The sequence below is a fragment of the Streptomyces sp. NPDC002181 genome (genome assembly GCF_042890485.1).
Lineage (GTDB): Bacteria > Actinomycetota > Actinomycetes > Streptomycetales > Streptomycetaceae > Streptomyces.
In genome coordinates this window covers 133,517-147,775 of the sequence record NZ_JBIASC010000012.1, presented here as the reverse complement: position 1 = coordinate 147,775, position 14,259 = coordinate 133,517, and the positions used below count along the sequence as shown (strand labels likewise).

Genomic DNA, 14,259 nt, shown 5'->3' with positions numbered 1-14,259 from the left:
CCGAGGCCGCCGAGGCCGCCGAGGCCGCCGAGGCCGCAGAGCCCGCCGAGGCCGCCGAGAGCGGCAAGACCACCCGCGAGCTCTCCTACCCCTCGCGCAGCGCGTCCAGCTGGGCCGTGAACCAGGCCGCCGGGGGGAGGGCCGTGGCGGCGGCGGCCAGGCGCTTCGTGCGCTCCAGCCGTTCGTCCGCCGGCATGGACAGCGCCTCGTGCAGGGCCTCGGCCGTCGCCGTCACGTCGTACGGGTTCACCGTCAGCGCGTCCTCGCGCAGCTCCTCGTACGCCCCCGCCCCGGTGGACAGCACGAGCGCGCACCCCGCCTCGGACACCACCGGGATCTCCTTCGCGACCAGGTTCATCCCGTCCCGGACCGGGTTGACCAGCGCCACGTCGGCCATCCGGTACGCCGCGAGCGAGCGCGCGAAGTCGTCCTCGACGGAGACCAGCACCGGCTGCCAGTCCGGCGTGCCGAACTCCTCGTTGATCTCCGTCGCCAGGTCCCGCACCGACTGGGTGTAGGCCCGGTAGACCGCGAGGTCCTGGCGCGAGGGGTAGGCCGAGGCCAGGTGGACCACCCGCTCCCGCCATTCGGGATGCGCGGTCAGCAGCTCCCGGTACGCCAGCAGCCCGCGCAGGATGTTCTTCGACAGCTCCGTGCGGTCCACGCGGACGATCGCCGCCCGGTCGCCGACCTCCGCCCGCAGCGCGGCCAGCTTGTCGTCGACGACCGGCCGGTGGGCGAGCGCGCGCAGGTCGTCGGCGTCGACGCCCAACGGGTACTGCCGGACCTCCGTGAAGCGCCGCGGCCCGTACCCGGATCCGTCGGCGGCCGTCGTGCGGTGCCACACCCCGCGCTCCGCCGTGCCGGCGGGCAGGTGCGGCCAGGTCGCGCCGGTCCGGTCGTCCATGTCCGCCCCGGTGATGAACTGCAGCGACCAGCGCCAGGAGTGGAAGCCCAGCTGGTCGGCCCCGAGCATCCCCCACATCAGCTGTGAGCGGATGTCGTCGGGGAGCATCTCCAGGAACTCGCGCGAGGCCCACGGGGTGTGCGTGAAGTGCCCGATCCGCAGGTCCGGGCGCAGTGCGCGCAGCTCACCGGGGACCAGCGCCAGGTGGTAGTCCTGGACGAGCACGGCCGCGCCCTCGCCCGCCTCCTCGGCCAGCGCCGCCGCGAAGGCGCGGTTGTAGGCGACGTACGAGTCCCACCGCCGCCGGAACTCCGCGTCGAAGACCGGCTCGCGCGGGACGTCGTACAGGTGGTGGTGGGTGAACCACAGCACCGAGTTCGCGATGCCGTTGTACGCGTCGTCGTACGTGGCGGGATCGATGTCCAGCATCCGGACGCCAGGCTCGGAAACGCCCCGGCGGACCGCCTCCCGGTCCGCGTCCGAGAGCGCCGCGCAGATCCACAGCGCCTCCGGCTGGCGGGCGAGGGCGGCGGAGAGGCCGGAGACGAGTCCGCCCCCGCCGCGCCGCGCCGTGAGGGCGCCGTCGTCGTCGAGTACGTAGGAGAGCGGGCCGCGGTTCGCTGCGACGAGTACCTGGGAAGCCATGCGGCGAACCTAGCCCGGGGCCCGCCCGCTCAAACGTCAGTTCCCTCACGCCACCCGGCGGCCGGAGTACTCCTTGACCCCGGCCATCGGCGGCCGCTCCTCGGTGTCCACGGGGTACGTCCGCGGCACGAACCCGTCCGGGCCGCGCTCGAACTGCGTCAGCTCGGGCCGTACGAGGTGCCCGCGCGAGAGCCGCAGCTGCGCCGTCCGGTAGATCGCCGCGGCCATGCGGCCCAGCGCCTGGCCGTCCTGGTGGCGGTGGAGCCGTACGCCCACGTCCACCTGGGCCAGCGCGTCCAGGCCGACCGTGTGCAGGGCGTCCACCAGCAGGCCGAGCTCCACCCCGTACCCGACGGGGAAGGGCAGGCGTTCCAGCAGGGACCGGCGCACGGCGTACTCGCCGCCCAGCGGCTGGACGAAGCCGGCCAACTGCGGCCAGTGCAGATTGAGGAGGGGACGGGCGACGAGCTCGGTGACCCGGCCGCCCTGGCCGGGGGCGTCCCCCAGCGGGCGCTCGTACATGGCCTTGACGAACTGCACGTCCGGCTCGGTCAGCAGCGGGCCGACGATCCCGGACACGAAGGCGGAGGAGAAGTCCCGCAGGTCCGCGTCCACGAAGCAGACGACGTCCCCGGTGGTCGCCAGCAGCGAGCGCCACAGCACCTCGCCCTTGCCGTGCACGGCCGGGATCCGCGGCAGGATGTCGTCGCGGTGCACCACCCGGGCGCCCGCCTTCGCGGCCACCTCGGCGGTCCGGTCGGTGGAGCCCGAGTCGATCACGACCAGTTCGTCGACCAGCGGCAGCGGCAGCCCGTCGATCAGATCGCGCCGGATCACCTCGACGATCGCGCCGACCGTCTCCTCCTCGTCGAGCGCGGGCAGCACCACGCTGACCGTGGTGCCCGCCGCCCGCTTGGCGCAGAGCAGCTGGTCGAGCGGTCGGTCGGCCGCGGACCAGGAGCGGTCCGCGAACCAGCGCTCCACCTCTTCCAGCACGTTCAGCACTCCCTGGTCGTCCGTCGGCGGTCCGTCGCCCCTCGGCGGTTTCGGCCGAAATAGGATCCATCTCGCGGTTCGGACGGCCGTCTCAACCATCCGCACCTTCGGTTACAGTCTTGAACAACGCGAAGGACCACCGCATGCCGGGGGTCCCCGCGCACAAACGCCCGGACGCGCATCCTGCGCGCAACCCGGTGCCATACCGCTCATCCAGAGGGGCAGAGGGACACGGCCCGTTGAAGCCCCGGCAACCCTCCAGTCGGTTCTCGCGCCTGCTTGCGGCAGCGAGGTCCCCGGCTAGGGAAGGTGCCAATTCCGTCTCATGGCGAAGTGCGCCATGGGGAAGATGAGGAGAAAGGGCCTCGCCATCATGGCTGCACAGACTGTTGCCACCTCTGTCGATCTCGGACCTGCCACCGGCCTCTCGTGTCGTGAGTGCGGTACCCGTTTCGAGCTCGGACCCATCTTCGCCTGCGTCGAGTGCTTCGGTCCGCTGGAAGTCGCCTACGACCTGCCGACCGGCGACCCGGAAGCGCTGCGCGCGGCGATCGAGGCCGGCCCGAACAACATCTGGCGCTACGCCCCGCTGCTGCCCGTCCCCGCGGACGTGGCCTCCAAGCCCAGCCTGAACCCCGGCTTCACCAAGCTCGTGGACGCGGCCAACCTGGCCAAGGAGCTCGGCTTCACCGGCAAGCTGTACGTCAAGGACGACTCCGGCAACCCGACGCACTCCTTCAAGGACCGCGTCGTCGCCATCGCCGTCGAGGCCGCCCGCGCCTTCGGCTTCACCACCCTGTCCTGCTCCTCCACCGGCAACCTGGCCGGCGCCGTCGGCGCCGCGGCCGCCCGGGCCGGCTTCCGCTCCTGCGTGTTCATCCCGCACGACCTGGAGCAGGGCAAGGTCGTCATGGCCGGTGTGTACGGCGGCGACCTCGTCGGCATCGAGGGCAACTACGACGACGTCAACCGCTTCTGCTCCGAGCTCATCGGCGACCCGCTGGGCGAGGGCTGGGGCTTCGTCAACGTCAACCTGCGCCCGTACTACGGCGAGGGCTCGAAGACCCTCGCCTACGAGATCTGCGAGCAGCTCGGCTGGCAGCTGCCCGACCAGATCGTGATCCCGATCGCGTCCGGCTCGCAGCTGACGAAGATCGACAAGGGTCTGCAGGAGCTGATCAAGCTCGGGCTCGTCGAGGACAAGCCGTACAAGATCTTCGGCGCGCAGGCCGAGGGCTGCTCCCCGGTCTCCACCGCGTTCAAGGCCGGCCACGACGTGGTCCGCCCGCAGAAGCCGAACACCATCGCCAAGTCGCTCGCCATCGGCAACCCGGCCGACGGCCCGTACGTCCTGGACATCGCCCGCCGTACGGGCGGCTACGTCGAGGACGTCACCGACGAGCAGGTCGTCGAGGCCATCAAGATCCTCGCGCAGACCGAGGGCATCTTCGCCGAGACCGCGGGCGGCGTGACCGTCGGCGTGACCAAGAAGCTCATCGAGAACGGGCAGCTCGACCCGGCGCTGACCACGGTGGTCCTCAACACCGGTGACGGTCTCAAGACCCTGGAGGCGGTGGCCGCGGACAGCGGGCAGACCGCCACCATCCGCCCGAGCCTGGACGCGTTCCGCGCCGCCGGCCTGGCCTGAGCCCGACCCGACCCATACCTGCAAACCCGGAAAGGCAGTAGCGCCATGAGCGTCAACGTCCGCATCCCCACCATCCTGCGCACCTACACCGGCGGCCAGGCCGAGGTCTCCGCCGAGGGCGCGACCCTCTCCGAGGTCATCGCCTCCCTGGAGGCGAACCACCCGGGCATCGCCGCCCGCGTCCTGGACGACCAGGGCAAGCTGCGCCGCTTCGTGAACGTCTACGTCAACGACGACGACGTGCGCTTCGAGGGTGGTCTGGACGCGGTGACGCCGGACGGCGCGGGCGTCTCGATCATCCCCGCCGTCGCGGGCGGCTGCTGACCGGCGAAAGCCTCAGAATTACCCCCTCCGGTAAAAGCGGAGGGGGTAATTCTGCTTGATTGGGCGCGGTAGGGTTGGGGAAGTCCCCTCCGCTGTTCTTGCCCGCCGCATATGAGCGGGTCGAGTGATGGTTGACATTGAGTCAATGTCCGAGTGCGGTATGGGGCTTTGGCGAGATATGCCGGGTCCGAGTTGCCCGAGAATATGCCAACTTTTCACTGTATTTCAATGTATCCCCGTGTCCAGAATTCTCGTCGGATTGACCTGTTGCAGACAGCAGCGGTGCGGATACATTCAGCCCCGGTCGAGGCGTTCCGGCGCAAGTTCTGACCCGGGACCGCGAAGTGCGGTCCTGCGCAAGGGCCAGTAATAGGGGAGTTAGGCATGGCTCAGGGCACCGTCAAGTGGTTCAACGCGGAGAAGGGCTACGGCTTCATCGCGGTCGACGGTGGTGCGGATGTGTTCGTCCACTACAGCGCCATCCAGATGGACGGGTACCGCACCCTTGAAGAGGGTCAGCGGGTCGAGTTCGAGATCTCGCAGGGCCAGAAGGGTCCGCAGGCGGACATGGTCAAGCTCGCCGTCTAGTCCCGGCGCGATCGACCACCGACGCATACACACGAAGGGCCCGCACCTCGGAGGAGGGGTGCGGGCCCTTCGTGCTGCCCGGAGGCGGGTGGGGGCCGGCCGGGCACGTGCCGGTCGGCGTTCACCCAAGCCGCTTGCACTCGGAGGGGTCGAGTGCTAATCATTGGCGTTAGCACTCTCTGCTTGAGAGTGCTACTACACAGGACCGGGTCGGTGAGGCCCGCAGGGTCCGGCGGGAAGGAACCGCCGGGCACGCAGGCCGTCCGTCGCGGGCGCGGGCGCGGTCCGGAGCAATCCAAGCCTCCCCTCGTACCGACGGTGCAGGGGGAACCCCAGTCCTGGAGGACCACTTCAGATGGCCAAGATCATTGCGTTCGACGAGGAGGCCCGGCGCGGTCTCGAGCGCGGGATGAACCAGCTCGCCGACGCCGTCAAGGTCACCCTTGGCCCCAAGGGTCGCAACGTCGTCCTTGAGAAGAAGTGGGGCGCCCCCACGATCACCAACGATGGTGTCTCCATCGCCAAGGAGATCGAGCTCGAGGACCCGTACGAGAAGATCGGCGCCGAGCTGGTCAAGGAAGTCGCCAAGAAGACGGACGACGTCGCGGGCGACGGTACGACCACCGCCACCGTGCTCGCCCAGGCGCTCGTCCGCGAGGGCCTGCGCAACGTGGCCGCCGGCGCCAACCCGATGGCCCTCAAGCGCGGCATCGAGAAGGCCGTCGAGGCCGTTTCCGGCGCCCTGCTGGAGCAGGCCAAGGATGTCGAGACCAAGGAGCAGATCGCTTCCACGGCCTCCATCTCCGCCGCCGACACCCAGATCGGCGAGCTCATCGCCGAGGCCATGGACAAGGTCGGCAAGGAAGGCGTCATCACGGTCGAGGAGTCCCAGACCTTCGGTCTGGAGCTTGAGCTCACCGAGGGCATGCGCTTCGACAAGGGCTACATCTCGGCGTACTTCGCCACCGACATGGAGCGTATGGAGGCGTCGCTCGACGACCCGTACATCCTGATCGTCAACTCGAAGATCGGCTCGGTCAAGGACCTGCTGCCGCTCCTCGAGAAGGTCATGCAGTCCGGCAAGCCGCTGCTGATCATCGCCGAGGACGTCGAGGGCGAGGCCCTGTCGACCCTGGTCGTCAACAAGATCCGCGGCACCTTCAAGTCCGTCGCCGTCAAGGCCCCGGGCTTCGGCGACCGCCGCAAGGCCATGCTCGGCGACATCGCCATCCTCACGGGCGGCACGGTCATCTCCGAGGAGGTCGGCCTCAAGCTCGAGAACGCGGGCCTGGACCTGCTCGGCCGCGCCCGCAAGGTCGTCATCACCAAGGACGAGACCACGATCGTCGACGGTGCCGGTGACAGCGACCAGGTTCAGGGTCGCGTCAACCAGATCCGCGCCGAGATCGAGAACTCCGACTCGGACTACGACCGCGAGAAGCTCCAGGAGCGCCTCGCGAAGCTGGCCGGCGGCGTGGCCGTCATCAAGGCCGGCGCCGCGACCGAGGTGGAGCTCAAGGAGCGCAAGCACCGCATCGAGGACGCCGTTCGCAACGCGAAGGCGGCCGTCGAGGAGGGCATCGTCGCCGGTGGTGGCGTGGCCCTGCTCCAGGCCTCCGCGGTCTTCGAGAAGCTCGACCTGTCGGGTGACGAGGCGACCGGCGCCAACGCCGTGAAGCTCGCCCTGGAGGCCCCGCTCAAGCAGATCGCCGTCAACGGTGGTCTTGAGGGTGGCGTCGTCGTGGAGAAGGTCCGCAACCTGACCGTCGGCTGGGGCCTCAACGCCGCCACCGGCGAGTACGTGGACATGATCGCCGAGGGCATCATCGACCCGGCGAAGGTCACCCGCTCCGCGCTGCAGAACGCGGCGTCGATCGCGGCCCTCTTCCTCACCACCGAGGCCGTCATCGCCGACAAGCCCGAGAAGGCCGGCGCGCCGGCCGGCGGCGGCATGCCGGGCGGTGACATGGACTTCTGATCGGCCTCTGGCTGATCGGCTGTTCTTCGACCGAGGGCGGCACTCCCCACACGGGGGGTGCCGCCCTCGGGCGTTTCAGGGGCTCCTAGAAGCCGGTGGCGGCGGTGCCGCCTGCTCCATCGGCGTGGCCCGTTCAACCATGATCGTCACCGTTGTCCTCCGCGTGGCCTGCCGTGCACGGGGTGTGAGCCCCGTTCCAGGCTGGCGGCGCGGGGGCGGCCGTGCCCGGTCCCCGGGACGGATCACCACCCGACAGGGCGGTTTGGTTGACTGGGGGGATGAGCGAGCTGTTCGTGAAGATCTGCGGGCTGAAGACCGGGCCCGACGTCGACGTGGCCGTGGCGGCCGGGGCCGATGCCGTCGGCTTCGTCTTCGCCGCCGCGAGCCCCCGTACGATCGGCGCCGCCGAGGCACGGGAGCTCGCGGCCCGGGTACCGGAATCGGTGCTGACCGTCGGGGTGTTCCGGGGGCAGCCGGTCGACGAGGTGCGGCGGCTGACCGAGGAGAGCGGCGTACGGGGCGTGCAGCTCCACGGCGACGAGGGCCCGGAGTTCTACGAGGCGCTGCGCGCCGGGGGCCGGACCCTGCTGCGGGCCACCGCCGAGCACGTGGAGCGCTGCGGGGAGTACGGGGAGGACCTGCTGCTGCTCGACGCGCCCGACCCCGGCTCCGGCAAGCCGTGGAACTGGGGCTCGGCGGAGTTCACCGCGCCGGAGGGCCGCTGGCTGCTGGCCGGCGGGCTGACGCCCGGGAACGTGCGGGAGGCCGTGGAGACCACCGGCGCCTGGGGTGTGGACGTGTCCAGCGGGGTGGAGCGGGAGCGCGGCGTGAAGGACCCCGCCCTGATCCGCGCCTTCATCGAGGCCGCCCGGGGCTGACCGCCCGGCGGGCGGTCAGCCCCGGGCGGGCCGCCGTCAGGACGCGCGCCAGACCGTCATGTCCGCGGTGATCCAGCCGGGCAGGTCGGGCAGCCGCACGACCGGCTTGGTCTGGATCACGAGCAGTGCGATGTCTCCCGACGGGTGCCTGACACAGATTTCGGTGCCCGGCGCCGATGCGGCCAGTGGCAGCTTGTGCTGCGTGGCGGGCTTCGTGAGGAGGCCGCACGTGTCTAGGTTGCCGGTGCCGGGATCGGCGAACAGTTGGACGATCACGCTCGTGTCGCTCACCAGCTCACAGCTGTTCTTCTCGCATTCCAGGCGGATGTCTCCCGTGCGGTCCTGCCGCTCGACCGGGTCCTTGATGCCGATCGAGTTCTTCTCGTCCAGCCAGACCTGGGGGTGGGGGAAGGGCGCGGGCGGCTTGGAAGCCTTGGGCGCACCCGACGCGGCTCCGCCGGCGCCGCCCGATCCGCCGGCTCCCGCTGCCCCGGCGGATCCCGTGGCCTTGCCGCCACTCGCCGGGCCGGAGGACGTGGCCGCGGCCGCGCTCCGGTCGCGTGCCCGGTCCGCCGCGTCCATGACCTTCCAGGCCAGCCCGGTCAGCAGGACGGCGGACACCGTCACCACCGCGCCGACGATCAGAGCGGTACGCCGCCTGCGCACCCGCTGCTCCTCCGGCGTCAGCGGCGGCGTGGCCGGCGGCTGCCAGGCCATCGGCGCCACCGCCGGTGTCAGGGCTCGCGTGTGTACGGAGGTGGGGTGCGGCACCGGGGCCGGGACCACCGGCTCCGGCCCCGCCACCTCCCGCCAGACGGCCGGACCGCCGCCCGCGTCCGCGTCCTTGCCCAGCCGCTGCCTGCACCACGCCACGATCTCCGCCGGGGTGGCGCGGTCGTCCGGATCGGCTGCCAGGCACCGGGCGATCAGCGGGCGCAGCGACTCCGGCAGCCGGGACAGGTCGGGGTCGGAGTGGACGATCCGGAACAGCACGCTGACGGAGGGGCCGTCTCCGTACAACGGCTCGCCCAGCGCGGCGAACGCCGCCGTCTGGCCGAGCGCGAAGACGTCGGTGGCCGTCGTGGTCTCGCCGGCCAGCGCCTGTTCGGGGGCCATGTACTGGGGCGTGCCGATGGCGCTGCCCGTGGCGGTGGGCGAGGTGGTGCCGGACGCCAGTGAGATGCCGAAGTCGATGACCCGCGGCCCGTCGGCGGCCAGCAGCACGTTCGACGGCTTCAGATCGCGGTGCACGATCCTCGCCCCGTGGATGACCTCCAGGGCCTCGGCCACCCCCGCCACCAGCCACAGCACGGCGGGGACCGGCAGCGGTCCGCGCCGGGCCACGGCCTCCGACAGCGAGGGCCCCGGCACGTACACGGTGGCCAGCCAGGGCGGCACCCCGGCCGCGTCGGCGTCGATCAGCTCGGCCGTGTACGCGCCCCGGACCCGCCGGGCCGCCTCGACCTCGCGGCGGAACCGCCGCAGGAACGTCGGGTCCTCGGCCAGTTCCGGCCGTACCACCTTGATGGCCACCGGCCGGCCGCCCGGGGTGTGCGACAGGTAGACCCGGCCCATGCCGCCCGCGCCCAGCCGGGCCGCGAGGCGGTAGCCGGCGACGGTCTGCGGATCGTCCTCCCGCAAGGGCTGGAACACCTCGGTCGCGCTGTTCATCGGTCTCCCCCCGACTCCCCCGATCAACAGCCGAGTTGATCGCCTTCACCCTAAGTGGCGGGCGGGGAGGGGGAACGGCCGGGCGCCCGTCAGCCGGCCGAGGCCGTGCCGTCCTCCTCGACGGTCTCGACCCCCGGCACTGCGCGCAGGGCCGTGACCTGGGCGGGGCTGAGAGGCGCGGCGAAGCCGTGCAGGGTGTGGTCGTAGACGTGGACCGGGGTGGCACCGACCCGCCGCGCCACGTCGGCCGGGTCGAGCTCCCGGCTCACGGTGACGATGTACGTGCGGTGGTCGGCGGGGGCGGCGTACGGGACCGGTGCGCGCACGGCGGCCGTGGCCGTCGACGCGGGCAGTGCGGAGAAGGCGGCCAGTACGACGACGGCTGCGGGCAGGGCCCGGCTCAGACGGGTGCGCATGGAGTGAGGCCATCACGTACGACGCCGCAGGTCAACGACGTGCGTGGGGGTGGCGGAGGCACCGGGGGCGCACCGGCCGTGCGCTCGCCGGTGTGGGGGCGGCCCGTACGGGTGATCTTGCCGGAGGGTCCCGGGCCGGGACGGTGGGCGCCACAGCCGTGACGGCACAGGGGGATAACCCTTTCTGCAGCTTGTGCGACAGCGCGTGTCGACGCGGGCGGCGGGCGATCGGCCGGGCGGGCGGCGGTGGTTCATGACGCGCCCGCGTGGCACCGATGGAAGGGAAGGCCGCACCCGCAGAGGCATCCGCCCTGGTCGGGGCGGCTCCTTCATGCCCGTCTTCCGTCCCGCCCCCTCAGGGAGTTCCTTCCATGCGCCTGCTCGCACGCCTGGCCGCCGCCACCCTGCTCACCGTGCCCCCGATCGCGGCCGGTACGGCCGCCGCCGACACCCCGGAGCCGACCCCGGTACCGCTGCACACCGCCGCGAACGCGGTGCCCGGCAAGTACATCGTGACGCTGGAGAAGGGGGTGGACGCGGCGAAGGCCGCGACGAAGCTGGGCCTGAAGCCGACGTTCGTCTACACGAAGGCGATGAACGGCTTCGCGGTCCCGCTGACCCCGCTCCAGCTGCAGATCGTGCGGGTGAGCCTCGGGGTGAAGTCGGTCGAGGAGGACGCCGCGGTCCAGTCGGTGCCGCAGCCGACCCGGACGCCGGGTACGCGTGCGCCGTCCTCCTCGTGGGGCCTGGACCGGATCGACCAGAAGGAGCTGCCGCTCGACGGGAACTTCACCACCGAGGGCAACGGCGCCGGGGTGACCGCTTACATCCTCGACACGGGCATCGACTACGCGCACGACGAGTTCGGCGGGCGCGCCACCTTCGGCTTCGACGCCATCGGCGACGGGCGGCTCGGCGCGGACTGCCAGGGCCACGGCACGCACGTCGCGGGCACGGTCGCGGGCAAGACGTACGGGGTGGCGCGCAAGGCGAACCTGGTCAGCGTCCGCGTCCTCGGGTGTGACGGCATGGGCACCTGGTCGGGGATCATCGCGGGCATGGACTGGGTGGCGAAGAACGCCAAGCAGCCGGCCGTCATGAACGGCTCCCTGGGCGGGGACAAGTCGACCGCCGTCAACGAGGCCGCGGACGCGGTCACCAACGCCGGTGTGCTGCCGGTCGTCGCCGCGGGCAACTCCGCGAAGGACGCCTGCGGCGTCTCGCCCGCGTCCGCCTCGCTCGTGGTGACGGTGGCGGCGACCAACCAGTACGACGAGGAGACCGACTTCTCCAACTGGGGCCAGTGCGTCACCCTCTACGCGCCCGGGCAGGCCATCGTCTCCGCGAAGCTGGGCGGCGGCAGCGTGGCCCTGGACGGCACCTCGATGGCCGCGCCGCACGTCGCCGGTGTGGCCGTCCTCTACAAGCAGGCGCACCCGACCGCCGCTCCGGAGGAGGTCGCCGAGTACCTGGAGCAGGAGTCCACGAAGGACGTCCTGAAGAGCCTCAGCCCGGCCTCCCCGAACAAGCTGCTGTACACCGCCGGTCTCTGACCGCCGGAGGGTCCTGACCCACCGGGCCCGCAGCCCGCTCGGGGATAGGCTGCGGGCCGAGGGGGATCATGGACACGACACCGCCGCCGGTGAAGCGGCTCCGGGACCACGTACGGCTGGCCGCGGCCTGCGCCTTCAGCGCGGTCGCGGTGCTGTACGCCGTCCTGTGCGCGAAGCTGACCGCCGTCGACATGACCGACGGCGTGTGCGACTACGGCGGCTGCCCGCGCGGGCTGGACTCGCTGCTGTGGTGGACGCTGCTCGCCGGTCTGGCGGCGGGCGGGCTTTGGTGGTCGGTGGTGAAGGGCCGCGCGTACCGCTCCGGCATCGGCTGGACCCTGGCCGTCGCCGTCGGGTTCGTCGCGCTGTGGCCCGGCTGGCTCGGCTTCTCCTGGCTGCGCGGCCCGCACATGGACCTCTTCTCGTACCAGGCCCCGGGGAGTTCGGCCGTCGGGAAGCCGCTCGGCTCCTGGGCGGGGCCCCCGGCCACCGGGTTCGTTGTCCGGGCCGGCGCGGACGGCGTGACCGGCTACGACGGGGAGGGCCGCCGCGGCTGGAGCCTGCGCGTTCCGGCAGGCGGGGCGGTGTGCGCGATGAGCGCGGACAGCCCTTCCGGTACCGGTCTGCTGACCTTCGCCACCGTGCTGGACGGCTGCGGAGGCCGACTGGTGGCGGTGGACGTCACCTCCGGCAAGCAGATCTGGACCATGAACATCCCGCACCTCGTGGGCCGGCCGGCCGCAGGAGGCTCCCTGGCCGTGACCGCGACCGCGGACGCCGTTCTCGCATACGACCTGGCCACCGGCGCCGAGCGGTGGCGCTCCCCGCTGCCGGCGGGCGCCGTTGCCGTGGAGGTGGCCGCCGGCCCGGAGCGGGTCCTGCTCCTGGCCCGGACCGACGCGGGAGTCGAGCTGTTCGCGCTCGGGGCGCGCACCGGCGCCGTCGCCTGGCGGTACCCGATGCCGGTCGGGTACGAGTCCCCGCGCATCGCGTCGGCGTCCCCGGCCGCGGCCGTCGGTGACGGGCGCCTGCTGGTGTTCGACGAGGCGGGCCGCGTGCGGGCGGAGTCGCAGGAGCCGTACGTTCCGACCACGGGTGAGACGGAGTGGCTGGTCGCCGGCGACGTGCTGTACGCGTCGGTCCCGGAGCGGGAGAAGCGGGAGCTGCTGGCGGCGTTCTCCCTGACGGACGGCCGTCACCTGTGGACCCGCGCCTTCGAGAACGACTGGCGGGTCCGGGCCCTGGCCGCCGACGGCCGGTCCGGGCGGATCGCCGTGGTCACGGAGGGCGCGTACCACCACCTCTGGCACCTCGACCCGCGAACCGGGAGGCCGGACGGCGAGTCGACGGTCCTGCGGGGCCTGCGGCTGGGCGAGTCGTTCGCCCTCCACGGGAGGACGTTCGTCAACCTCGACGCCGACGGCAGCCTCCCCCCGATCTTCGACGTGGCCCCGACGATCGGCTGGTGAGGGGCCGGGTGTCGAGGGCGATGCCCATGGGGGCGGGGATCTCGGCGGTCGCCCGGTACGGGAAGGATCCCGCTCGACCACCAGCCTCATGTACGGCTCGTTCAGCCGAGGCTGGTGACGAACGCCGTCCAGGCCGGGCCGTTGAAGGTGAGGTGGGGGCCGTCAGGGACCTTGGAGTCCCGGACGGGGACGAGGTCGGGGTGGCCGTCGGCGGCTTCGAGGCATTCGCTTCCGTCGCCGCCGCTGTGAGTGGACTTGCGCCAGGTGGCCATCTCCAGGCAGTTGCCGCCGTCTCCGCCGCTGTAGCTCGACTTGTGCCATGTGGCCGCCGACAGGTCGTACTCAGGTGTACTGATCATGTGCGTACTCCTCCGCCGCGGACTCGATCAGGGCCAGCGAATCGCACGGTGACAGTGCACTGGCCGTGAGGAGATCGTAGGTCAGCGTGTGGCGGGCAACTGTGGCCGGATCGTCCAGTAGTTGACCTGTTCCGATGCCTTCAACGTAGGCGAGTGGGGGCGCTTCTGCGAAGGACATCAACTTGAGAGATCCATGTAGGCCTGCGTGGGCACCCGTGCCGAACGGGATTACCTGAGCAATGATCCGGCACCCTCGGATCAAGGTTGCAAGGTGATGCAGGGCGTCCGCCATCACCGCTCGGCCGCCCACAACACGCCGGAGTGCCGCCTCGTCGAGCACGCACCACAACAAGGGCGTTGATGGGTCGGTGAGGAGCTTGGCCCGGTCCAGTCGGGCTTCCGTCAGCTCGTCGATGACGGCTTCCGGAGCCGTCGGCTGGTACGCGCGGAAGATCTCCCGGGCGTAGGCCTCCCGCTGGAGCAGCCCCGGAATGACCAGGGGCGCGTACTCCCGGATGGCCAGGGCCTCCGCTTCGGCCTCGGCGGCTTCCACGAAGTGGTCGGGGTACTTGGACTTGCCCTGGTTCGCGGTGTTGCGCGCGAAGAAGCCGCCGGTCCCGAGGATTTCGTCTATCGACTGGGCGAGTTCGGGAGTGATGCGGCGCGTGCCCGCTTCCATCTGGCCCACGTACGAGCCGCTCACGAACAGCCTCTCGCCCAGTGCGGCCTGGCTCATCGCGGCGCGTTCGCGGGCCACGCGGAGTTCCGCGCCGAGGAGGGCGCGGGGGGAGGTGGGATCGAGGTTCTTTCCTGGCATGACAACTCCC

The 14,259-nt window shown here is 71.5% G+C and carries 13 protein-coding genes and 1 riboswitch; of the genes, 7 read left to right on the top strand and 6 right to left on the bottom strand.

Features of this window, described 5'->3' with window-relative positions; genetic code table 11:
- Window positions 1-85 precede the first annotated feature (85 nt).
- Together ACFYXV_RS26475 and ACFYXV_RS26470 are read right to left on the bottom strand one after the other, a co-directional pair.
- On the bottom strand, window positions 86-1,552 hold the full coding sequence (locus tag ACFYXV_RS26475) for a trehalose-6-phosphate synthase (RefSeq protein ID WP_389384211.1): 1,467 nt from the start codon (window positions 1,550-1,552) through the stop codon (window positions 86-88).
- A 45-nt stretch (window positions 1,553-1,597) separates the two neighbouring features.
- Window positions 1,598-2,548 (bottom strand): glucosyl-3-phosphoglycerate synthase, encoded by a 951-nt coding sequence (locus tag ACFYXV_RS26470; protein ID WP_385474907.1) that lies wholly within the window; start codon window positions 2,546-2,548, stop codon window positions 1,598-1,600.
- Window positions 2,549-2,754: 206 nt separating this feature from the next.
- Window positions 2,755-2,904, top strand: a riboswitch (SAM riboswitch).
- A 17-nt stretch (window positions 2,905-2,921) separates the two neighbouring features.
- Between ACFYXV_RS26470 and thrC the strand changes: the two genes are divergently transcribed.
- The 5 genes from thrC (at window position 2,922) to ACFYXV_RS26445 (ending at window position 7,964) form a co-directional block, all read left to right on the top strand.
- Complete coding sequence (thrC, locus tag ACFYXV_RS26465; RefSeq protein WP_351778154.1) at window positions 2,922-4,196, top strand: threonine synthase; 1,275 nt, start codon at window positions 2,922-2,924, stop codon at window positions 4,194-4,196.
- A gap of 45 nt (window positions 4,197-4,241) precedes the next feature.
- The gene (locus ACFYXV_RS26460) at window positions 4,242-4,520 is read left to right on the top strand and encodes a MoaD/ThiS family protein (RefSeq protein ID WP_048475769.1); all 279 of its coding nucleotides are present in this window, start codon (window positions 4,242-4,244) and stop codon (window positions 4,518-4,520) included.
- 384 nt (window positions 4,521-4,904) lie between these two features.
- Entirely contained in the window at window positions 4,905-5,108 is a 204-nt protein-coding gene (locus tag ACFYXV_RS26455; RefSeq protein WP_005315736.1) for a cold-shock protein, read from the top strand.
- 355 nt (window positions 5,109-5,463) lie between these two features.
- On the top strand, window positions 5,464-7,086 hold the full coding sequence (gene groL, locus ACFYXV_RS26450) for a chaperonin GroEL (RefSeq protein ID WP_327132593.1): 1,623 nt from the start codon (window positions 5,464-5,466) through the stop codon (window positions 7,084-7,086).
- Window positions 7,087-7,364: 278 nt separating this feature from the next.
- Window positions 7,365-7,964, top strand: a complete 600-nt coding sequence (locus ACFYXV_RS26445) for a phosphoribosylanthranilate isomerase (RefSeq protein ID WP_385474904.1) — start codon at window positions 7,365-7,367, stop codon at window positions 7,962-7,964.
- Window positions 7,965-8,000: 36 nt separating this feature from the next.
- Here ACFYXV_RS26445 and ACFYXV_RS26440 read toward each other — a convergent pair whose 3' ends face one another.
- Window positions 8,001-9,635: a serine/threonine-protein kinase gene (locus ACFYXV_RS26440; RefSeq protein ID WP_389384210.1), complete on the bottom strand. Its 1,635-nt coding sequence runs from the start codon at window positions 9,633-9,635 to the stop codon at window positions 8,001-8,003.
- Between the two features lie 89 nt (window positions 9,636-9,724).
- The gene (locus ACFYXV_RS26435) at window positions 9,725-10,051 is read right to left on the bottom strand and encodes a protease inhibitor I9 family protein (protein WP_389384209.1); all 327 of its coding nucleotides are present in this window, start codon (window positions 10,049-10,051) and stop codon (window positions 9,725-9,727) included.
- A gap of 371 nt (window positions 10,052-10,422) precedes the next feature.
- Here ACFYXV_RS26435 and ACFYXV_RS26430 point away from each other — a divergent pair, with 371 nt between their 5' ends.
- Both ACFYXV_RS26430 and ACFYXV_RS26425 read left to right on the top strand, forming a co-directional pair.
- Window positions 10,423-11,604, top strand: a complete 1,182-nt coding sequence (locus ACFYXV_RS26430) for a S8 family peptidase (RefSeq protein WP_385467069.1) — start codon at window positions 10,423-10,425, stop codon at window positions 11,602-11,604.
- Between the two features lie 68 nt (window positions 11,605-11,672).
- Complete coding sequence (locus tag ACFYXV_RS26425; RefSeq protein ID WP_389384208.1) at window positions 11,673-13,073, top strand: PQQ-binding-like beta-propeller repeat protein; 1,401 nt, start codon at window positions 11,673-11,675, stop codon at window positions 13,071-13,073.
- A gap of 101 nt (window positions 13,074-13,174) precedes the next feature.
- Here the strand turns inward: ACFYXV_RS26425 and ACFYXV_RS26420 are convergent, their stop codons facing one another.
- Window positions 13,175-13,432 (bottom strand): DUF397 domain-containing protein, encoded by a 258-nt coding sequence (locus ACFYXV_RS26420; RefSeq protein ID WP_389384207.1) that lies wholly within the window; start codon window positions 13,430-13,432, stop codon window positions 13,175-13,177.
- Window positions 13,416-14,249: a Scr1 family TA system antitoxin-like transcriptional regulator gene (locus ACFYXV_RS26415; RefSeq protein WP_385467078.1), complete on the bottom strand. Its 834-nt coding sequence runs from the start codon at window positions 14,247-14,249 to the stop codon at window positions 13,416-13,418. The genes ACFYXV_RS26420 and ACFYXV_RS26415 overlap by 17 nt, the downstream gene beginning before the upstream one ends.
- Window positions 14,250-14,259 lie beyond the last annotated feature (10 nt).